General features: G+C 37.9%; 18 protein-coding genes and 1 pseudogene. 8 read left to right on the top strand and 11 right to left on the bottom strand.

The features are described from left to right. Positions 1–169: 169 nt before the first annotated feature. Positions 170–631, bottom strand: coding sequence for a helix-turn-helix domain-containing protein (locus tag DBU79_RS01940; RefSeq protein ID WP_195834204.1), 462 nt, complete (start codon positions 629–631; stop codon positions 170–172). A gap of 144 nt (positions 632–775) precedes the next feature. Between DBU79_RS01940 and DBU79_RS01935 the strand changes: the two genes are divergently transcribed. After that, positions 776–1,327 (top strand): YbhB/YbcL family Raf kinase inhibitor-like protein, encoded by a 552-nt coding sequence (locus tag DBU79_RS01935; RefSeq protein ID WP_021308376.1) that lies wholly within the window; start codon positions 776–778, stop codon positions 1,325–1,327. A gap of 15 nt (positions 1,328–1,342) precedes the next feature. Here the strand turns inward: DBU79_RS01935 and DBU79_RS01930 are convergent, their stop codons facing one another. The 5 genes from DBU79_RS01930 to DBU79_RS01910 are packed head-to-tail and all read right to left on the bottom strand — an operon-like array spanning position 1,343 to position 6,122. Beyond that, the gene (locus DBU79_RS01930; protein ID WP_154411379.1) at positions 1,343–2,173 is read right to left on the bottom strand and encodes a beta-1,4-N-acetylgalactosamyltransferase; all 831 of its coding nucleotides are present in this window, start codon (positions 2,171–2,173) and stop codon (positions 1,343–1,345) included. Between the two features lie 11 nt (positions 2,174–2,184). After that, positions 2,185–2,484 (bottom strand): hypothetical protein, encoded by a 300-nt coding sequence (locus DBU79_RS07880; protein WP_042349187.1) that lies wholly within the window; start codon positions 2,482–2,484, stop codon positions 2,185–2,187. A gap of 51 nt (positions 2,485–2,535) precedes the next feature. Then, positions 2,536–3,642: a 1-deoxy-D-xylulose-5-phosphate reductoisomerase gene (dxr, locus tag DBU79_RS01920; protein WP_154411378.1), complete on the bottom strand. Its 1,107-nt coding sequence runs from the start codon at positions 3,640–3,642 to the stop codon at positions 2,536–2,538. Further along, positions 3,643–4,443, bottom strand: coding sequence for a phosphatidate cytidylyltransferase (locus DBU79_RS01915; RefSeq protein WP_154411377.1), 801 nt, complete (start codon positions 4,441–4,443; stop codon positions 3,643–3,645). Positions 4,444–4,463: 20 nt separating this feature from the next. Then, positions 4,464–6,122: an SLC13 family permease gene (locus tag DBU79_RS01910; protein WP_154411376.1), complete on the bottom strand. Its 1,659-nt coding sequence runs from the start codon at positions 6,120–6,122 to the stop codon at positions 4,464–4,466. A gap of 95 nt (positions 6,123–6,217) precedes the next feature. On the opposite strand from DBU79_RS01910, the gene mnmG reads away from it, so the two are divergent. The 3 genes from mnmG to hcpA all read left to right on the top strand — a co-directional run bounded on the left by mnmG (position 6,218) and on the right by hcpA (position 10,688). Then, complete coding sequence (mnmG, locus tag DBU79_RS01905; RefSeq protein WP_154411375.1) at positions 6,218–8,083, top strand: tRNA uridine-5-carboxymethylaminomethyl(34) synthesis enzyme MnmG; 1,866 nt, start codon at positions 6,218–6,220, stop codon at positions 8,081–8,083. Between the two features lie 11 nt (positions 8,084–8,094). Then, positions 8,095–9,246, top strand: a complete 1,152-nt coding sequence (gene dapE, locus DBU79_RS01900) for a succinyl-diaminopimelate desuccinylase (RefSeq protein ID WP_154411374.1) — start codon at positions 8,095–8,097, stop codon at positions 9,244–9,246. Positions 9,247–9,935: 689 nt separating this feature from the next. Further along, positions 9,936–10,688, top strand: coding sequence for a Sel1-like repeat protein HcpA (hcpA, locus tag DBU79_RS01895; protein WP_140569050.1), 753 nt, complete (start codon positions 9,936–9,938; stop codon positions 10,686–10,688). Positions 10,689–10,874: 186 nt separating this feature from the next. On the opposite strand, the gene htpG is transcribed toward hcpA, so the two are convergent. Both htpG and hofA read right to left on the bottom strand, forming a co-directional pair. Further along, positions 10,875–12,740 (bottom strand): molecular chaperone HtpG, encoded by a 1,866-nt coding sequence (gene htpG, locus DBU79_RS01890; RefSeq protein WP_154411373.1) that lies wholly within the window; start codon positions 12,738–12,740, stop codon positions 10,875–10,877. Positions 12,741–12,842: 102 nt separating this feature from the next. Next, entirely contained in the window at positions 12,843–14,195 is a 1,353-nt protein-coding gene (gene hofA, locus DBU79_RS01885) for an outer membrane beta-barrel protein HofA (RefSeq protein ID WP_154411372.1), read from the bottom strand. Positions 14,196–14,353: 158 nt separating this feature from the next. Between hofA and DBU79_RS07875 the strand changes: the two genes are divergently transcribed. Beyond that, positions 14,354–14,509, top strand: a complete 156-nt coding sequence (locus DBU79_RS07875; RefSeq protein WP_154411371.1) for a glycosyltransferase family 8 protein — start codon at positions 14,354–14,356, stop codon at positions 14,507–14,509. Further along, positions 14,490–15,554: a glycosyltransferase family 8 protein gene (locus tag DBU79_RS01875; protein ID WP_229763995.1), complete on the top strand. Its 1,065-nt coding sequence runs from the start codon at positions 14,490–14,492 to the stop codon at positions 15,552–15,554. The genes DBU79_RS07875 and DBU79_RS01875 overlap by 20 nt, the downstream gene beginning before the upstream one ends. 14 nt (positions 15,555–15,568) lie before the next feature. On the opposite strand, the gene DBU79_RS01870 is transcribed toward DBU79_RS01875, so the two are convergent. After that, on the bottom strand, positions 15,569–16,783 hold the full coding sequence (locus DBU79_RS01870) for an Mrp/NBP35 family ATP-binding protein (RefSeq protein ID WP_154411369.1): 1,215 nt from the start codon (positions 16,781–16,783) through the stop codon (positions 15,569–15,571). Here DBU79_RS01870 and DBU79_RS07870 point away from each other — a divergent pair. Beyond that, a pseudogene (locus DBU79_RS07870) lies at positions 16,772–19,558 on the top strand (OLD family protein). The gene DBU79_RS01870 and the pseudogene DBU79_RS07870 overlap by 12 nt on opposite strands. 77 nt (positions 19,559–19,635) lie before the next feature. Next, positions 19,636–20,019: a hypothetical protein gene (locus tag DBU79_RS01850; protein ID WP_000473931.1), complete on the top strand. Its 384-nt coding sequence runs from the start codon at positions 19,636–19,638 to the stop codon at positions 20,017–20,019. A 696-nt stretch (positions 20,020–20,715) separates the two neighbouring features. Here DBU79_RS01850 and DBU79_RS01845 read toward each other — a convergent pair. Continuing rightward, positions 20,716–21,018 (bottom strand): hypothetical protein, encoded by a 303-nt coding sequence (locus DBU79_RS01845; protein ID WP_154411368.1) that lies wholly within the window; start codon positions 21,016–21,018, stop codon positions 20,716–20,718. 20 nt (positions 21,019–21,038) lie between these two features. Further along, complete coding sequence (gene fabH / locus DBU79_RS01840) at positions 21,039–22,031, bottom strand: ketoacyl-ACP synthase III (RefSeq protein ID WP_154411367.1); 993 nt, start codon at positions 22,029–22,031, stop codon at positions 21,039–21,041. Positions 22,032–22,041: the final 10 nt, after the last annotated feature.

Genomic DNA, 22,041 nt, shown 5'->3' with positions numbered 1-22,041 from the left:
GTGTTCTCCTTAAAAATTTTACATAGATTTTCTTATCTAGGTCTAAATTATGATTTAATACAAGATATTTTCTTAATTTTAACTTAAAAATAAGATGAATTTTTGAAAACATTTTGAGAAATGCGAACATCCTCCTATCAAAAACCAACAACAGCCACTACCAACCCACTTAAGGTTTTTTAAGGGGTCTCCCACGCCTGCCTTTTAAAGCGTCTATCCCCCCTTGTTGGTAACGCTTCTCCCACACATAGAGTTTTTGCAATTGCTTCGCTACTTCTTTTTTAGTGGGCTTAATGCCCCTAAGGTTATAAAGAGCGGTAACCATAATGGGCTTTGGGACATTAAACCTTTGGATAAATTCCAAACAATCTTTTTTGAGCTGGGAGTCTTGCTTGTTTTTAGTAATATCTACATGGCTTAAATATTGCAACACATAAAGGCGTTTTTCTTCATCTTCTTGTGCGATTTCTGGGGCTAACTCCATCCCTTGACTAACGCTTTTAAAAAACTTATTTGAAGCCTCTTGGGTGGGATAAACGCTCAAATAAGCTTCTAGTAAAGAAATCACCCTTTTTTGCTGTTCCAATAATGCATCTATCTTGGCACTCAAACGATTTATTTTACTTTCCATGCGTTCAATACTAACCACTAAAAATAAATAGCTATTTAATCATTAAAAATGATTATTCTAATACCATGCTCCAAATTAAGATGTATTTTTATTATCATGCTACAATAAAAAACGCAAAATGATTTCAAAGAAAAAGGGCTTAAAATGAAAACTTTTGAAGTAATGATTCAAACCGATTCGCAAGGGTATTTGGACGCTAAATTTGGCGGTAACGCTCCTAGAGGGTTTCTCAATCCAAACGGCTTACCCACTTATTCGCCTAAAATCTCATGGCAAAAAGTAGAAGGCGCTCAAAGCTATGCGTTAGAACTCATCGATCATGACGCTCAAAAAGTGTGCGGCATGTCATTTGTCCATTGGGTCGTGGGCAATATTTCTTATAATGTTTTAGAAGAAAACGCTTCCATGATGGATAAAAGGATTACTCAAGGGGTCAATTCGCTCACTCAAGGCTTTATCCGTTCTTCTCTTAATGAAAGCGAAAAACAACGTTCCAATCTCAATAACAGCGTATATATCGGTCCCATGCCCCCTAATGGCGATCACCATTACTTAATTCAGGTGTATGCCCTAGACATTCCTAAACTCGCCTTAAAAGCCCCTTTTTTCTTAGGCGATTTGCATGACAAAATGCGCGGGCATATCATCGCCATAGGGAGAAAGGAATTTTTATACAAGCAGTTTGTGAGGAAATAGGCTACATGCTTGTAGCTATTCTTTCGCTAAATTGAATTTTTGATACATTTCTAAAATTCTCTTTTCATCTAGCATGCTTTCTTCAATCCTTGTGCCTATCAAATCGGCATGGTGCTTTTTAAAATCTTTTAAAGGGATTAAATCATTATAAACAAGAGCGTTTCGCCTCTTTTTAGCTAAAGGGAAGTGCCATTGCACGAGTTCTTTATCTTTAATATGGTGTTTATCTTTAAGCTTTAAAGTTTCATAAGCATCACCATTATATTGCCAAATTTCAAAAGGCTCACAATCGTTATAAAATAACCAATGATCTCCCCATGCGTCTAAAAACCCAAAATCCCCATCATTACGCATAAACACCTCAAAATCTTGCACCACAAAATTAATGCGCGAATACATCACAACCTCTTTAATGCTCTTAGGGATATAAAAACTTTCATAAAGTTTTTTAGCGTCATAAATATGATCGCAATCAATTTTGATAACCCACTCATTTTTAGGGATAAAAGAAAGCGTATAATTAGAGTAATGATAAAATTGGTGCCACAAACTCGGGCAATCCTTTAGTATGACTTCATAAGGATAGCTGATAGGGATAAATGAGGGGAACTTTTTACAAAACTCTAAAATCACTTCTTTAGAGCCATCATCGCAATCATTAAAACCAATGACCCCCCTTTGAATGGCAGGAAGCATAGAAAACAAACTCTCTTCTAAAGTAACGATTTCATTTTTGACTCTAATAAAAGCCCATGGGTTTAGAGGGCTTTTAGGGTTTTGACTTTTTTTATCATAGTCAAAATAACCTGAATGCGTGGGATTGGGTAGAGTTAAAGTGGGATGGATAACCCTATCTTCTAAATGCCCCCCCCCCCATAATTATAATTAAGAGAATTATTTTTATAAATACTCTTATTGCGTTCAATGAAACTTTCATTATTTAAAGAAGCGATAGCCAAAAACACGCTTTCTTGATGGTCATGGTTGAATAAAGCTTTTTCTTGAAGAGAATGAAGTTTTTTAGCCTCTAACATTTCCTTAATTTCATGATTGATTTCATCATAAATATTTTTGGTCCCTTTTAAACTACGAACATATCTGACCACAAAAGGCATTCTCTCTTTAATAAAACCCTTGATTTTATTTTTTAACCCCATAAAAACTCCTGATTGAAATAAAAACGCTACTAAAAGCAAAATCTTATTATACTACACTCTCGCTACATTTCCAAAACGCTCCCTAACTTCTTTATCCAACGCCAGCACTTCATCTAAATTAGAGAGCTTGAAAGGCGTTTTAGCGTATGATTCTAGGGCTTGAGAAATGGTTTTGATAAGCCCACCAAAAGCAATTTCTTTGCTCAAAAACTTCTCTATCGCCACCTCATTGCTCGCATTCAGCACTACGCCAAGCTTTGGGTTTTCCAACAACAAGTCTTTATAACGCCACAAAGTGTAGCGCTCCATGCTAATGGGTTCAAATTTAATCGCGCTTAAAGCGTATAAATCTAGGGGTTTGATAGAAGCGCTCAAAGAAGCCAACTTCGAATCGATCGCATAGCTTATAGGTAATTGCATGTCCGCGCTTGCCAAATGCGCGATGATAGAGTTATCTTCAAACTCCACCAAAGCATGCACGATAGAACTCCTTTCAATCAGCGCATCAATCTTCAAAGACGCGCCAAAAAGCCAATAAGTTTCTAGGATTTCAAAAAGCTTATTGACCATGCTCGCTGAATCAATGGTGATTTTAGATCCCATGCTCCAATTAGGGTGCTTGAGCGCGTTTTGCGCGTTTTGAATAGGAATGAGTTCTAAAGGCGTGTCCCTGAAAGCCCCCCCACTCGCGCTAATGATTAAGGATTTAGGCTTTAAAGCCTTGTTTTGCAACAACGCCCACAAACCAAAATGCTCGCTGTCAATGGGCGTGATTTGTGAAATGTCTAATAAATGCCCCGCGCTCACCAAGCTTTCTTTATTCGCTAGGGCTAGTTTTTTGTTGGTTTGTAAGCTTTTAAAGCTCGCCCTCAATCCAGCCACGCCCACAATGGCGTTAATGACTAAATTTGAAACGCACTCTTCTATCATCGCATCAACGCCCTCTAGCCCCACAAACACTTTCGCGCCCAAAGGCTCTAAGCCATTCAAATCGTTAGGATCTAAAATCGCCACTTTCTTGGGTTTGAAAACTTTGATTTGCTCATTGATTAAAGCGATATTTTTCCCACAGCTCAAGGCTTCTATTTTTACCTTGAATTTTTTTGCGATTTTTAGGGCGTTTTTCCCAATAGAGCCGGTGCTTCCTAAAACAACCATTCAATCCCCTAAAAACACCGCCGTTTCTTTCCAAACTTCTAAAAAATACAACAACACATGCAAGCTTAAAGCCCCAAAAAGCATGGAATCCAATCGGTCTAAAACGCCCCCATGCCCAGGTAAAATCTTACCGCTATCTTTGATCCCGACCTTTCGTTTCAAATAGCTTTCATACAAATCCCCAAACACCGCCACAAGGGCGATTAAAAAGCTGAATAAAAGCGCCATAAGAAAGCCCCCACTCAATTTCCCCATGCCCACAAACGATCCTAAAACGCTCGCCAAAACCACGCCAATCAACGCGCCCTCTAAGGTTTTATTCGGCGAAGTGGGCGTGAAAGGGGTTTTGCCTAAAAGCTTACCTCCAAAAAACGCCCCCACATCGCTTGCAACCACCACGACTAAAAGCCAAATGATCGCTACCGCACCAAAATCCTTATAAACCCCAAAAAGCGCAAAAAACCCAACGCCCGGGTATAAAAAGGGTAAAATGGCTTCGCTATGGTGCACTTTTTGATAAGCGATGATGCTAGCCATGACCATCGCGCTAATAAGAGCGCATTCTATAGGGTGCCCGTTAAAATACGCCGCTACCCATGACAACACTAAAACAAGATACAGGCTAAAGCTCGCTTTAACTTGAAATAGTCTTAACGCTTCAGAAAACCCTGCCACATAAACCCCCCCTAAAACCGCCCAAAACAACAACAAATTGTCCGCATACAAAATCAAGCCTGCCACAATGATTAAAACAAACCCTGTAATGTAACGAGATTTTTCTTTAAATAACTCTTCTTTCACTTTTTTCCTTAATCAATTAATCAATTAAATACCAGCGAAACTAAAAAATAGCTAAACGCGCTAATCAAAACAACGCCTACCAGATTAAGCCACAAACCGGCTTTAATCATGTCCGTTATTTTAACATACCCAGAGCCATAAGCTATCGCATTGGGTGGGGTGGCTACAGGGAGCATGAACGCACAAGTCGCGCTCAAGGCTACAGGAATGGTCAATAACAAGCTCTGATGATTTTCATAACCCATGCCCATCGCAACCCCTCCAATCACCGGTAAAAACGCCGCAGCGGTGGCGGTGTTAGAAGTGATTTCGGTTAAGAAAATGACCATTAAAGTTACCATGAAAATAATGAATAAAATCGGTAAGTGCGAAAAGCCAGAAACTAAATGCCCGATCCACAAACTCAACCCGGTTTTAGAAAATTGCGCGCTCAAGGCTAACCCACCGCCAAACAAAAGCAACACATCCCAAGGGAGTTTTTTAGCAACACCCCAATCAATGAGCCTATCGCCCTGATGATTAGCGGGCAAAATGAATAAAAGCGCAGAAACCCCCATCGCAATCACTGAATCAATTTTATCTATCTTAACACCCCAAGATTTTAAAATCGTATCTAAAAAAATCCACCCTAAAGACGCTAAAATAAAAATAACGCCCACAGAGATTTCCGCCCAACTCAAACGGCCTAATTTTTTTAACTCTGCCCTAATGACTTCCTTACCCCCTGGGATTTCTTTAATCTTTAAAGGGAAAATCACATAAGTGAGCAAGAGCCACGATAAAATGAGCATGATGAAGGCTAACGGCGTCCCAAACACCATCCACCGGGCGAAATCAATTTCAATATTGAAAGCGGTTTTCATATAGCCGGCTAATAAAGCGTTAGGCGGCGTGCCAATAAGAGTGCCTAAAGAGCCAATAGAAGCCGCATAAGCGATGCCAAGCATCAAGCAAATACTAAAATTCGTGCGATAAATGATGGTCTTTTCTTGAATGACTTGGGTAATGTCTTTGCCCTTATGCACGATATTGCCCATAATGCCCCCATGCGCTTTGGTGATTTCTTCTTTTTGATGCCATGAATTAGAGGCGTTTTCTTTGCCCACAAGTTTAGCGACTAATTGCAAAACGCTCATGCCAATAGGGAGCATCATCACCGCCGTTGCGGTATTGCTCACCCACATAGACAGAAAGCCTGTAGCTATCATGAAACCTAAAATCAACCTCCTAGGGCTTGTGCCTACTAATAAAATAATGCTTAAAGCGATACGTGTGTGCAAGTTCCATTTTTGCATGCTTAAAGCTAAAATAAACCCTCCCATGAAAAGAAAGATAATCGGCGATGCGTAAGAAGAGCTAACGCTAGAGAATTGATCCACGCTAAAGACGCTAAAAAGCACTAAAGGTAAAAGCGCGGTTGCGGGCAGGTCAATGGCTTCAGTCATCCACCATATCCCCATTAAAACAGCCACCCCAGCCACAACAGGCATCGCCTTATAATTTAAAGAACTGAGCTTGGGGATTGCTTCTACAATATGAGGCAGTTGAGCGTTTAAAGCGTAATAGACAATAAGCGCGATTAACACCCCTCCTATTAACCCTAACAAGCGCACGATCTTAGTGCTTTTATCATCGGTGCGCGTATCTGTATGCGTATTGGTATGCGAATGATTTTCCATTTTATTTTACCCTTTAAAATTACTAACCTCCATGCTACAATAAAACTTTTTCAAAACTAAGATTTTAGAAAAATCATATCAAAACAGGAAAAAGAGTGGTAAAAGAAAGTGATATTTTAGTGATCGGTGGGGGGCATGCAGGCATTGAAGCGAGCTTGATTGCAGCCAAAATGGGGGCTAGAGTGCATTTAATCACCATGCTCATAGACACGATCGGTTTGGCGAGCTGTAACCCGGCGATTGGGGGCTTGGGTAAAGGGCATTTGACTAAAGAAGTGGATGTTTTAGGGGGGGCTATGGGGATTATTACGGATAATAGCGGTTTGCAATATCGTGTGTTAAACGCTTCTAAAGGGCCGGCGGTTAGAGGGACTAGAGCGCAAATTGATATGGATACTTACCGCATTTTTGCAAGGAATCTTGTTTTAAACACCCCTAATTTGAGCGTCTCTCAAGAAATGACTGAAAGTTTAATCATTGAAAATGATGAGGTAGTGGGCGTAACCACAAACATCAACAACACTTACAAGGCTAAAAAAGTGATCATCACCACAGGCACTTTTTTAAAAGGGGTGGTGCATATTGGCACGCACCAAAACCAAAACGGGCGCTTTGGGGAAAACGCTTCTAATTCTTTAGCCTTGAATTTAAAAGATCTTGGCTTTAAGGTGGAAAGGTTAAAAACCGGCACTTGCCCAAGAGTGGCGGGTAATAGCATTGATTTTGAAGGATTAGAAGAGCATTTTGGGGACACAAACCCTCCCTATTTTAGCTATAAAACCAAAGATTTTAACCCCACCCAACTCTCTTGTTTCATCACTTACACCAACCCTATTACCCACCAAATCATTAGGGATAATTTCCACCGAGCCCCCCTATTTAGCGGTCAAATTGAAGGCATAGGCCCAAGGTATTGCCCTAGCATTGAAGATAAGATCAATCGCTTCAGCGAAAAAGAACGCCACCAGCTGTTTTTAGAGCCTCAAACCATTCACAAAAGCGAATATTATATCAACGGCTTAAGCACCTCTTTACCCCTAGATGTGCAAGAAAAGGTCATTCACTCTATCAAAGGATTAGAAAACGCTCTCATCACGCGCTATGGCTATGCGATAGAGTATGATTTTATCCAGCCCACGGAATTGACCCACACTTTAGAAACCAAAAAAATCAAAGGGCTTTATTTGGCCGGGCAAATCAATGGGACTACCGGCTATGAAGAAGCGGCGGCTCAAGGGCTTATGGCTGGGATTAATGCGGTATTAGCCTTAAAGAATCAAGACCCCTTTATTTTGAAACGCAATGAAGCTTATATCGGCGTGTTGATTGATGATTTGGTTACTAAAGGCACGAATGAGCCTTACAGAATGTTTACCAGCCGAGCCGAATACCGCTTGCTTTTAAGAGAGGACAACACGCTTTTTAGATTAGGCGAACATGCCTATCGTTTAGGGCTTATGGAAGAGGATTTTTATAAGGAATTAAAAAAAGACAAACAAGAGATACAAGATAATCTCAAACGCCTTAAAGAATGCGTCCTTACCCCTAGTAAAGAAGTGTTAAAACGCTTGAATGAATTAGACGAAAACCCTATCAATGACAAGGTTGATGGCGTTAGCCTTTTAGCACGCGATAGTTTTAATCCAGAAAAGATGCGCTCCTTTTTCAGCTTTTTAACGCCTTTGAATGAGCGGGTTTTAGAGCAGATTAAAATTGAATGCAAGTATAATATTTATATTGAAAAGCAACACGAAAATATCGCTAAAATGGATAGCATGCTCAAAGTTTCTATCCCTAAAGGTTTTGTGTTTAAAGGCATTCCAGGCTTAAGCTTAGAAGCGGTAGAAAAGTTAGAAAAATTCCGCCCCAAAAGCCTTTTTGAAGCCTCAGAAATCAGCGGGATCACCCCGGCGAATTTAGATGTTTTGCATTTATACATCCATTTGCGAAAAAACTCTTAAAGGATTTTTTAATGGACGCTTTAGAAATCACCCAAAAGCTCATCAGCTACCCCACCATCACGCCCAAAGAATGCGGTATTTTTGAATACATTAAATCGCTTTTTCCTACTTTTAAAGCTCTAGAGTGTGGGGAAAATGGCGTGAAAAACCTTTTTTTATACCGCATTTTTAACCACCCCAAAGAGCATGCAGAAGAAAAGCATGCAAAAGAAAATATTAAGCCCTTGCATTTTTGCTTTGCAGGGCATATTGATGTCGTGCCTCCTGGAGATAATTGGCAAAGCGATCCCTTTAAACCCATTATTAAGGAGGGGTTTTTATACGGCCGTGGGGCGCAAGACATGAAAGGAGGCGTGGGGGCGTTTTTGAGCGCGAGTTTAAATTTTAACCCTAAAACCCCTTTCATGCTTTCTATTTTACTCACAAGCGATGAAGAAGGGCCAGGGATTTTTGGCACTAGGCTTATGTTAGAAAAACTCAAAGAAAAAGATTTGCTACCCCATATGGCGGTTGTGGCTGAACCCACTTGCGAAAAAATCCTAGGCGATAGCATCAAAATCGGCCGAAGAGGCTCTATTAATGGCAAACTCATTTTAAAAGGCACTCAAGGGCATGCGGCTTACCCGCAAAAATGCCAAAACCCCATTGATGCGCTCGCTTCTGTTTTGCCCTTGATTTCAGGAGTGCTTTTAGACGATGGCGATGAATATTTTGACCCTTCAAAATTGGTTATCACCAACTTGCACGCAGGGTTAGGAGCGAATAATGTAACGCCCGCAAGCGTAGAAATTATTTTTAATATGCGCCATTCTTTAAAAACCACCAAAGAAAGTTTGAAAGAATATTTAGAAAAAGTTTTAAAAGATTTGCCTCACACTTTAGAATTAGAATCAAGCAGTTCGCCTTTCATCACGGCTTCTCATTCAAAGCTTTCCAGCGTTTTAAAAGAAAATATTTTAAAGACATGCCATACCACCCCCCTTTTAAACACCAAAGGTGGCACGAGCGATGCGCGATTTTTTAGCGCTCATGGTATAGAAGTGGTGGAATTTGGCGTTATTAATGACAGGATCCATGCCATTGATGAAAGGGTGAGCTTGAAAGAATTAGAGCTTTTAGAAAAAGTGTTTTTGGGGGTTTTAGAGAATTTAAGCGAGAAATAAATGGGTATAATAGTGGTTTTGGCGTAAGGATTTTTCTTTTAATACCAACGCCTTTTTTGCTGACACCAATCATCAAACCAACTCAAGCTTTAGCGTGATTGCAATCATTTATTGTAACCTTTATCCTAACAGCGCGAAAAACTCTGTCCTTTAGGGTGCAAGATGTAAGTGCATAGCCGTTAGACTATATTCAAGCTAAAAGAGGTTAAAATATCTCTAGTTTTTTTGGAGTAGGAAATATCCATGCAGATTATAAAGAACGAAGCCTTTCGTGTTAGCATTCAATGGAACGCTTTAATTAGGAAGCTCCTTTCTTTAAAAAGGGGCGCTCTCACAAGAGTGGGGTAATGCTTGACAAAGTAGCCAAAGCTTGCTATAATTTTTTAGCTCTTTTTGTTTGCGATTTTTAATAGAGAAATGCTCCTTTTGTTTTTAGTTAAATTTCTTAAGGGCTTTTACCAAAGCCACTCTTAAAAGGGTGGCGGTTCAATCAATTTTTTAAAACAAAATCTTTTAATACAGCCCTATCTTTAGAAGTATCCCTTTTAGCATAGCAATCCAACTCAAGCGACACGCAGTTATTAAAAAAATAATTTTTTCTTTATCTCATCAAAGGTTCAATAAGGCTTTAATCGTCAATATTTGATTATAATTATAAAGGATTACATTTTTTTAATAGGAGATATATCATGCTAGGAAGTGTTAAAAAAACCCTTTTTGGGGTCTTGTGTTTGGGCGCGTTGTGTTTGAGAGGGTTAATGGCAGAGCCAGACGCTAAAGAGCTTGTTAATTTAGGCATAGAGAGCACAAAGAAGCAAGATTTCACTCAAGCTAAAACGCATTTTGAAAAAGCTTGTGAGTTAAAAGATGGCTTTGGGTGTGTTTTTTTAGGGGCGTTCTATGAAGAAGGGAAAGGAGTGGGGAAAGACTTGAAAAAAGCCATTCAATTTTACACTAAAGGTTGTGAATTGAATGATGGTTATGGGTGCCGCCTATTAGGCAATTTATACTATAATGGGCAAGGCGTTTCTAAAGACGCCAAAAAAGCCTCACAATATTACTCTAAATCTTGTGAACTAAACCATGCTGAAGGGTGTATGGTATTAGGAAGCTTATACCATCATGGCTTAGGCACGCCTAAGGATTCAAGAAAGGCTCTTGATTTGTATGAAAAAGCTTGCGATTTAAAAGATAGCCCGGGGTGTATTAACGCAGGATACATATATGGTATAGCAAAGAATTTTAAGGAGGCTATCGTTCGTTATTCTAAAGCTTGCGAGTTGAATGATGGTAGGGGGTGTTATAATTTAGGGGTTATGCAATACAACGCCCAAGGCACAGCAAAGGACGAAAAGCAAGCGGTAGAAAACTTTAAAAAAGGTTGTAAATCAGGCGTTAAAGAAGCATGCGACGCTCTTAAGGAATTAAAAATAGAACTTTAGTTTTAATGAAGTTAAGCTAAACTTTAGCTGGCTTTTACGCTTTTTAATGTTTTAATGAAAGCATAAACCCCACGAATTAATCTTTTAATCATAATAAGTTCTTATCGCACCCATTCATTGCCGTTTTTAGATTAGTGCCTGAAGGGTTTAAGCTAGTTTATTCAAACCCTTAAAGGGTTTTACCCCCTACAACGCTTTCAATAGCACGCTATTTAGGCGTTCGTTAAAGCTTTTAGCGTCTTTTAAAGCCCCTTTTTCTAAAAGCTTTGCCCCATCATAAAGCAACCAGATAAAAGCGCTCAACTGCTCTTTATCTTCGCATTTTAAGAGTTTTTGCAAAATCGCATGGTTAGGGTTTAATTCTAAAGTTTTCTTGTTTTCAGGCACGCTTTGCCCCATTTGGCGCATCCAATTAGCCATCATCGCATTTTGTTCATCGCCTATTAAAGCCACCGCTGAAGTGAGATGGTTAGAAAGCTCTACGCCTTTAATCTCATCTTTAAGGTTTTCTTCAAACGCTTTCATTAAATCTTTAAACTGATCTTTTACCTCATCGTTGATTTCTTCCAAACCAAGCTCTTTTAGGCTCTCGCTATGGCTAGCGTCTTTAAAGGGCGTTTTATCGTATTCATTCACGCCTGGCATCACAAACGCATCAATTTCATCGCTCAATAACAAAACATCATAGCCTTTTTGAGCGTATTTTTCTAAAAGCGGGGACGCCTTTAGTAAGTCTAAATTTTCGCCTAAAAGGTAGTAAATGCTTTTTTGATTTTCTTTTAAATTTTCTTTGTATTCTTTTAAAGAAACCAATTTTTCTTTGTCTTTAGAATAGAATCTTAACAATTCTAAAAGTTTTTCTTTGTTTTCAAAATCCCCATACAAGCCTTCTTTTAGCACTTTCCCAAAAGGCTCATAGAATTTATGGTAATTTTTTTCATCCTTGCTCAAGCGCTTAATCTCGCTTAAAATCTTTTTCACTGAAGCCGAACGGATATTGGCTAAAATCTTGTTTTGCTGCAAGATTTCACGGCTCACATTTAAGGGTAAATCTTCGCTGTCAATCACGCCTTTAACAAACCTCAAATAAGACGGTAGCAATTCTTTGTCATCATCAGTGATAAACACCCTTTTAACATAAAGTTTGACCCCGCTTTTATAATCCACCCTAAACATGTCAAAGGGCGCTTTGCTAGGAATGTAAAAAAGCGTTGTGTATTCTAAAGAGCCTTCCACTTTATTATGGATATAGCTCAAAGGTTCGCTGTTATCATGCGCAAACGATTGGTAAAACTCTTTGTAATCTTTGTCTTTTAACTCGCTCTTATTCATTTTCCATAAAGCGCTCGCTTGATTGATCTGATCGCATTTTTCTTCTTTAATTTCTTTTTGATTATCCCCTTCGCCCTCGTATTTCGTATCGGTGTAAGTTAAAAAAATAGGGAAAGGGATATGCTCAGAATACTTTTTAACAACGCTATCAATCTCCCAACGGCTCGCAAAATGAGAATCTTCATCTTTTAAAAAGAGAGTGATTTCTGTGCCTTGCTCCTCTTTGACGCACTCGCTGATTTCAAACTTGCCCTTACCATCGCTCACCCATGCATAAGCTTGATCGCTATTTACCTTTTTGGTTTGAACAACAATCTTGCTCGCTACCATAAACGCTGAATAAAAGCCCACGCCAAATTGGCCAATCAAGGCACTATCTTTTTTCTTATCCCCACTCAAAGCGCTTAAAAAACTCTTCGTTCCTGATTTAGCGATCGTGCCTAGATGTTCAATGAGATCGTTTTTATCCATGCCTATACCATTATCTTTAATCATTAAGGTTTTTTTCTGGCTATCAAAACTCAAATGAATGCTAGGCGTGATATTCAGCCCTTTTAATTTCTCATCGGTCAGCATTAAATAATTCAGCTTGTCCAAAGCGTCGCTCGCGTTAGAAATCAACTCTCTTAAAAAAATCTCTTTATTAGAATACAAAGAGTGGATCATCAAATCCAAAAGCTGGTTGATTTCAGTTTGGAAGGTGTATTCTTGATTAGACATTGATCTTTTCCTTTAATAAAATTTTTAAGATTATACAATAAAAGCGCGCTTAAAAGGGGTATGCCATGGTTTAAAAAATAACATGAAAGAATGTTTAATTTTTTAAAAACGATAACTCATAGAGCTCATAAAATAGCTTCTGTTTTGAATGGTTTGAGCGAAATCAGGGTTGTAACCGCTTGTAAAAAACCCTACCTTATAACCCTTATGCATCGTGATTTGATAGCCATTAAACATGAGCATTAAATAGATATGTTTTTTAAGGTTATATTTAAAAGTAACCCCTAAGCTTTGTGCATCAGCCCTTGGGGAATAAGTCAATTTCCCATACAATTGCACCAAAAGATTCTTAATGCTCTTCCCTACAAAAGCGTTAATCGTTATGGAATTAGCGTTGTAAAAATTGGAATAAGCGTCTTCATAAGGGGTGTCATCTTTAGTGTCATAAAAAGGATCCGCTGGCGAGCCATTCCAGCCTAATTGAACGCTCCCATTCCCAAAATTCTTATACACGCTCCAGCCAAAACGATAAGATCGGAAATTCACTCTTTGAAACACAAACAAACTCGCGCTTTTTTTACCCACTAAAGCGGCTCTGTAATAATCTTTAGACAAATAATCGCTATAGAGAGGAAACCATGCGTAAAAAGTCGTTTGGATGCGCCAAAGAGATTTCCAATAAGACTTTGTGTCATGGGTGATTTCAAATCCAGGAGCGTTAAAATTTTTAGGGTAAAACCAAATAAAAGGCGCGATCCTAATGTATTTATTTTCGTAAATGAGGTTGAAATTGTGCATGCCGTAGTTGATTTTTTGCTTGTAATTGACAGGGGCGTAAAAATCTCTAATGTATTGCTCATTGGCTAAAGCCCTTCCAAAGGTGCTAAACCACTCTATCCTAAACTTTTTCCACCGGTAAAAAAGCTCAAACCCTTGATTAAACCCGCTCAAAAACAAAGCCTTAGAAGGGTAACGCCCTAGTTTAATCCCAAAAATGTCCTTATATTGATAATCTAAATACAAATTATATAGCACATAAGGCCTGGCGTTTTGAGCCTTTTGCTCTCTGGTCCAATTTTGGCTGTGCTGCATCAAATAGCCCTCCCATCGCCCCATGTAATACCAGTTCGCCGGCTGAAACCCTGCCTTAGGGTTGGCTTCATCAATCAAAAATTTCGTAGAATCATACGCTAACGCTCCTATTTCGCCCCCCACCCCAAAACCCAGTTTGTGGTTTTCAACCCTTTTAGGGAGCAAACTAGAATCAACTTGTAAGGCCCCGGTAGTGGTTACATAACTCCCTGTAGGGTAAATCCCTTTTTGGGAATTGATGATTGATTGGTTCAAAGCGATGCGCGAAAACGATCCCACTCTCGCACTCACTTGATACTCAAAAGCGCTGAGAAAAACCCCATGCAAAGCTAAAAACCCTAGCCAAATTTTTTGATTAAGCACCCTTTTATCAAACACCCTTTTTATTGAAGTTTAATATTATGCCATAAACAAACTCGCAAGTTGCCCGCTGATTGTTGTTTTGAAAAAAAAAAAAAAAACGATAAGATTACAAATCACCCCTTTTTAGCGGGTTTAATTTAAAGATTTAAGGACTATGCATGCAAGAGATTATCCCTATTGTGGTGGCTTTTGATAATAATTATTGTATCCCTGCTGGCGTGAGTTTGTATTCCATGCTAGCACACGCCAAACGAGAGAGAGAAAGTAAAACTCTTTTATCAAATCCATTGTTTGGTGGAGGATTTAGGCACTGAAAATATAACCAAATTAGAAGAAACGATCGCTCCTTTTAGCACTTTTTCCAGTATAGAGTTTTTGGATATTTCTAATAATAACGCACCCAAAGAAAACCAAGAAATAAAAAAGAACCAAGCCGTTAAAAGCGATCATTATCAAAACATTGATCCAATAATAGCCAATAAGATTGAAGAGTTATTCACAAAGCTCAGCGATTTTTCGCAAAAACGCTTTTCTAAAATGATCATGTGCCGTTTCTTTTTCGCTTCCCTTTTCCCCCAATACGATAAGATGATCATGTTTGATGTGGACACTTTGTTTGTGGGTGATATAAGCGAGAGCTTTTTTATCCCCCTTGGAACGCATTATTTTGGGGCTGTGAGGGAAAAAGATTTGATCGCTATGAACAGGAATTCGGCTAAGGATTTATACGAATTACGCCAAATGCATGCAAAATCTATCGGCGTCGCTGACGCTTTCCCTAATTTAGAAGAAGCGCAAATCCTTTTTGACAATTACTTTAACGCCGGGTTTTTAGCCTTAAATTTAAAATTATGGCGTGAAGAAAATCTGGAAAACCAATTGATTGGATTTTTCCTTTTGAAAAATGAAAAACTTTTATTTAACGATCAAGATGCTTTGTGTTTTGTGTGCCGTGGTAGGATTTTAGAACTGCCTTATTCATACAACGCCCACCCTAGTTTCCTTGATACGCCCTTATTCCCTAGCCTTAAAGAAGCGCGCATGCTGCATTTTTGGGGCGATAAACCCTGGAAACTCTTAAGCGTCATTGGCGCGAAAAAATGGCATGAAGTATTGATTGAAACGCCTTTTAAAGACGCTTATTTTAACGCTCCCTTTTTGGATCACCTCTTTGAATCCCTTCAAAACAGGGATAAAGAAACCCAAGAAATCCACGCTCTTGATAAAATCCTATCTTTTTCAGACAAACGGCATTCTTTTGAATTTCTTCTGCCCAGGCTTTCTTCTAAGCTCCTTGTAGGATTTTTGCTTTTTAAAATCAAACAAAAAGTGAAACGATTGGTTAAAAGGGTTTTTTAAACCCCTTTTAAAAATTAATGCGAGCAAGCATGCGTTTGCGTGGGCTGGATGTCCTTATTATCGGCTAGTTTCTCTTTTTCCACTTTGTCTAAAAAGGCGCTCAAATCCTTTGCCATTTTTTCAAAAATCTTAGCGCTCACGCTATCAGGGTGAGAGATCACAATCGGTTCACCCTTATCCCCCCCTAAACGCACTTTAGGCTCTAAAGGGAGCTTGGCTAAAATCTGCGTGTTATAAGCCTCTAATAATTCTTTCATGGAATTTGAGCCAAAAATCTCACTCTCTTTATTGCAATGCTCACACACAAAACTCCCCATATTTTCTACAATGCCCGCAATAGGAATGTGTAGTTTCTTAAACATGTCCAAACTCCGTTTAGCGTCATCTAAACTCACGATTTGAGGCGTAGTAACGGTGATTCCTGCGCTGAGTGGCACGGCTTGGGCTAGCGTGAGTTGTGCATCGCCTGTTCCTGGGGGCATATCCACCACCAACACATCTAAATCCCCCCAAATAATATCGCTTAGCATCTGCTCAATCGCTCGCATGAGCATGGGTCCTCTCCAAATGAGACTCTGCCCCTCATCATACAAAAGCCCCATACTCATCACAGAAACGCCAAAAGCTTTTAAAGGAATGAGTTTTTTACCGCTAGGATCCATGATCACATCAGCGTTTTGCAAGCCCATCATTCTAGGGATATTAGGGCCATACACATCAGCGTCTAGTAGCCCCACTTTTTGGTTTAAATTCGCTAAAGCGATGCTTAAATTCACGCTGGTGGTGCTTTTACCCACACCGCCCTTGCCTGAGCTTATCATGACCACATGCTTGATATTTTTAGCCAAATTTTTAGTGGTGGGCTTTGGGGCTTGCGGTTTAGGCGGGGTTTTAATATCCAAATTCAAAGCTTTCACGCCTTTTTCTTGCATCGCTTTGGAGATATTTTCCCTTAAAATCGCACTCGTTTCTTCAGAGCTTGAGGGGATTTCTATTAAAAGCCCTAATTGGTTGTCATGCAAGGTGATATTTTTAACAAAACCAAAGCTGACAATATCTTTTTCAAAATTAGGGTAAATGATCGTTTTTAACGCGTTTAAGACATCTTCTTGGGTGAGCATTTTAATCCTTAAAATGATAGTATTTGAATTTTCTTTATAGCATGTTTTGTTTAATTTTGCATTATAAATTAAATTTGCGTTTTTAAAGGATAGGGCATGGAATTTTATAAGCGTGTTTTGAAATTACATCAATTTAGGAATTTGGGTAGAAAATCGCCCACAGAATTGCTTTTAAATTCAAGTTTTGAAAAACATTGGGGGGTTGGTGGTTTTAGTGGGGGAAAATAATGTCGGTAAAAGCAATGTTTTAGAAGCTTTGACAATCTTTAATGATGCGGATATTAAACTTTGTAGTGAAGAAGATTATTTCAAAGCCCATGAAAAAGATTCCCTTTTAAGTTTAGAAGAAGAAGCAATCCTTGATCACAAAATCACAGGTTTTTCTTGCGTGGATTTAAAAATTCAATCTAAGGAAGTTAATGAGGGATTAAAAGAATTATCAAAAACGCTGATCAGCTACCCTTTTGAAAAGCATGTAGAAGCTTTAGGGGAACAATGTAGCAACAGCATTTATATTCCCACTAACAATAACGACTATTCAAATATTTGCACTTTTGTGAGTGATTTTATAAATCTTATAACTTCTTACGATTCATTAGGATTATTTTTACATTTCTACAAAGAAAAATTAAAATTGAGCGAGCTTGTAACCAAATATGCCGATGCAACCAACAATCTGCTTTTCAAAGAATTAATCAAATATGTAAGCGGTAATAGCGAATGGATTAAAAATTTTTGTCAGTGCATTAAAGAAATCATAAAGTGCAATACGCCTGATAAGAAATACAATTCAGATGAATTTTTTATCATGGGGCAACACAAACAAAACCAATTAGCAAAAATTTATTCTCATTTAAAAAGACTTAGTGAAAGTAAAATAAAACCACAAAATGAAGACATCTTAAAAAAGCTAAAAAGTTTAGATGAAATTTTTAAGACTACCGATTTTACAAAATTCACACCAAAAACTGAAGTGAAAGATATTATTAAAGAAATAGATGAAAAATACCCTATCAATGAAAATTTTAAACGGCAATTTAGAACATTCCGATCAAATATAATCAGTCTTAAAAAGAGAATTAAAAATTCTTTAAAAAACCTTGACAAAATAAGAAAAGATTTTGAGTTAAAAAAAGAGCGATTGATCCAAGAAATTGAAAATTACTGCAAAAATCAAAAAGTGCTAAAGTTTAATTATGATGTTTTGCTGGATAATATTGAACAAATATGCAAAAAATATATAGCAAGTCATGCCGTTAATGATGCGTCTAAAGATATTAAATCCATGATGTGTCAGTTTTATTTGAAAAAGATAGATTTATTAGTCAATTCAGAAATCGAACAATACAGATACAGTGATTTTCTTGAATCAGCAAGAAAATCTCTTTGGGAGAGTATAAAAACTTTAGACAATGAAAGCGGCATTCATTTGTTCCCTAAAAATATTGGTGAAATCAAAGACAAATTTAAGATAAACAAGGAAAAGTTCAAAAAAAGCGAGAGCGTTTCAGAAATCATAGAGTATTGTAGGGAGTGCAACCCTTATACAGCGTTTCAAGGTTTAAGAAATAAAGTTCAATTCCCTTTAAGCGGTGGTTTATCTTATAAGTCTTACAAACTCGTGCCAACCATGAAAGAATACAAAGAGCCAAAAAACACAGATAATGACCTTAAGACTGCATTATTTATTCTCTTTGATTATTCTCCCTCTTCTGAATTTAACCAATCGGATTGGTTCTTTAGAAATTCATTGTTTAGGAAAATGGACTTTCACCCTAATACAATTTGGAATTTTTTTGGGAGAATTTTGAATTATAAAAATTTTAATCAAAAAAACTCAAAACATGAGCAAGCGTTAGAAATAATGTTTGATAAAAATAATGATTTAGAAATTTATTCTATTTATAAATAAATTGTTCAATATCCCTAAAAAATACTTGCAAGAAATAGATCAAGAATTACTAAAAGAGATCAAACAATCAAAATATCTTTCAACTGAAGTAAAAGGCGAATGCAATAACAATGTATGTCAATTGGGGATCACATTTTAGCCTTAACAAAAATATCATCTATGTCATAGACGAGCCAGCCACTCACTTGAGCGTGCCAGCTAGAAAGGAGTTTAGGAAGTTTTTAAAAGAATACGCTCATAAAAATCATGTTACTTTTGTTTTAGCCACCCATGACCCCTTTTTAGTGGATACGGATCATTTAGATGAAATAAGGATTGTAGAAAAAGAAACAGAAGGCTCTGTAATCAAGAATCACTTTAACTATCCCCTAAATAATGCAAGCAAAGACTCCGACGCTCTTGATAAAATCAAACGCTCTTTAGGGGTGGGTCAGCATGTTTTCCACAACCCCCAAAAACACCGAATCGTCTTTGTAGAAGGCATCACGGATTATTGTTATTTGAGCGCTTTCAAATTGTATTTGTGCTACAAAGAATACAAAGACAACCCCATTCCTTTCACTTTCTTACCCATTTCAGGGCTTAAAAACAATCCAAACGCTATGCAAGAAACCATTAAAAAACTTTGCGAGTTAGACAATAACCCTATTGTTTTGACAGATGATGACAGAAAATGCGTTTTTAACCAAAAAGCAACGAGCGAACGATTTAAAAGGGCTAATGAAGAAATGCATGATCCCATCACTATCTTACAACTCTCAGATTGCGATAGGCATTTCAAACAAATTGAAGATTGTTTCAGCGCAAACGATAGAAAAAAATACGCTAAAAATAAGCAAATGGAATTGGCCATGGCGTTCAAAACAAGGCTTTTGTATGGTGGGAAAGATGCGGTAGAAAAACAAACAAAAAGAAATTTTTTAAAATTATTCAAATGGATTGCATGGGCTACAAACTTGATCAAAAACTAAACGCAACAAACGATTAAAAAAGAATATATCAAATTTGATTATAATACCCTACAAATATTATTAGTGAAAGGATTTTGATGTTTAAAAAAATGTGTTTGAGCTTGCTAGTTATAAGCGGTGTTTGTGTGGGGGCAAAGGATTTGGATTTCAAGCTGGATTATCGCGCGACTGGGGGGAAACTCATGGGGAAAATGACGGACTCTAGTCTTTTAAGCATCACCTCCATGAACGATGAACCGGTGGTGATTAAAAATCTGATTGTCAATAGGGGAAATTCATGCGAAGCGACTAAAAAAGTAGAGCCCAAATTTGGCGATAAGTTTAAAAAAGAAAAACTCTTTGATCATGAATTAAAATACTCGCAACAGATATTTTACCGCTTGGATTGCAAGCCTAACCAATTGTTAGAAGTTAAAATCATCACGGACAAGGGCGAGTATTACCATAAATTTTCCAAATAAAATTTGGTTTTTGTTCTAATGGGGTGTTGGTGATAAAATTTAAAAATGCTAAAAACTTTTTTAATATCAAAAAGTTTGTTTAGCAAGCGGTAATTTCTTGTAATGCGGTATTATGGGGTTAGGGGGGATTTAGTTGGTGGGTTAAAGGGATATTAAAGTGCAAAATATCCCCCTATTCCTTTAAAAGTTTGCCATAAAACAAAGCAACCAAAACCCCCTTTTTTAAAAAACAGACTAAAAAATATTAATTTCTATATTGGGTTCTCAATTGGTTGTTGGTTGAGTTTTTGGTTGAGACGCTACTAGTCATTGGAAGAATTGGATTCAAAAAAATATAAAAAATAATAGTCAGTTATTTATCTTATAAAGTTAAAGAAGGTTATAACCTAACTCAGATAAGTATAATATTATGACAATAATTGGACCAATTATATAAGGAAAAAATATTATTATAGTAACTAGAATAGAGCCGAGATATTCAACGAATTATATTCTACTAAAAAACCATCACTCTCAACTTCATCGTCATCAGTATCGCCTCTAAATGCCATTATAGTAGCTCTAATAGCTGTTAATGCTAACCCAATAAGAACAATAGGTATTAAAATATAACTACGATACTTCTAAACATTATTTGTCTTTTACTTTAAGAATAATTTCTGCTATAAGAAATAAAATCTCTCAAAGAAACCCCTTTTATGGAGTCCCTTTTTGAGCTTGCTCTAAAGCCATTTGCGCATGCTTGCAATCCTTTTTAAAAGACTTCGTAATAAAATTAACCTTAAGCGTCGAATCAAAGGCTTCATGGCATTTTTCAAGCTTGTGATCGCGCTCTTGCGGATCTTGCAAGTAATATTTCACTGAATGCACAAAACTGAAATGAAACCCCATAGGGGGGTTACGGCTATCTGGTGTGCCTTCGCAATGATCACTGCAATAAGTGCTTTGCGACTTTAACCCCCCCAACACCACTAAAAATAAAAAAATCACCTTTTTCATCAATACTCCTTTTATCTTTTTTATCCGCCAAAATACACCAACGCTGAACCCCAAGTCAATCCCCCACCAAAAGCGTCTAAAAGCATTAAATCGCCCTTTTTCAAACGCCCCTCTTCATAAGCTTCACACATGGCCATAGGGATACTGGCTGCTGAAGTGTTGCCGTATTTATGCACGGTTAAAACCACTTGCTCATCTTTAAAATCCAAATGCTCCCGCACCGCTTGAATGATCCTAAAATTAGCTTGATGCGGGATAAACAAACGCACATCTTCAGGTTTGAGAGCGTTTTTTTCTAAAATCATTTCCACATCTTTTAAAAGCGTTTTTACCGCTAGTTTAAACACTTCATTGCCTTTCATGCGCAAAAAAGGCTCTAAGGCTTCTTCTTTAGCGTTAAAAGGCGTGGGTTTTAGAGTCCTTGGCGTATAAAGATAATTAGAAAAATTCCCGTTCGCTGAAATTTGCACATCCAAAACGCTCTCTTTTAAACACTTGGTTCTGCCTATCACGCACGCCCCAGCCCCATCGCCAAATAAAATACAAGTCCCCCTATCTTTAAAATCTAACACGCTGCTCGTTTTTTCTGCCCCCACAATCAGCACATTTTCATACATCCCACTCTCAACATAAGCCTTAGCCACCGATAATAAATAAATAAAACCCGTGCAAGCGGCCGAAATATCAAACGCCGGTTTGTTTTCAATGCCTAATTTCGCGCTCAACACGCAAGCGGTTGAAGGCATGGCTAAAAAATCAGGGCTTAAAGTCGCTACAACCACCAAATCAATGTCTTTTGGGGTTAAATGCGCTCTCTCTATGGCTTGTTTAGCCGCTATTACCCCTAAATCGCTGCTTTTTTCCTCATCGTTAGCGAAACGGCGTTCTTTGATACCGGTCCTTTTTTCTATCCATTCATCGCTGGTATCCAAAAATTGCTGGAACTCTGCATTTTTCACACGCTCGCTTGGAACATGCATCGCAATGGATTTAAGAGAGGCGTAAAATTCCATTCAATCCCCT

The organism is Helicobacter pylori, assembly GCF_009689985.1.
In the GTDB taxonomy this organism is placed as follows: domain Bacteria; phylum Campylobacterota; class Campylobacteria; order Campylobacterales; family Helicobacteraceae; genus Helicobacter; species Helicobacter pylori_CG.
Note: the sequence above shows the minus strand (reverse complement) of the source record. Positions and strands in the feature narration are given on the sequence as shown.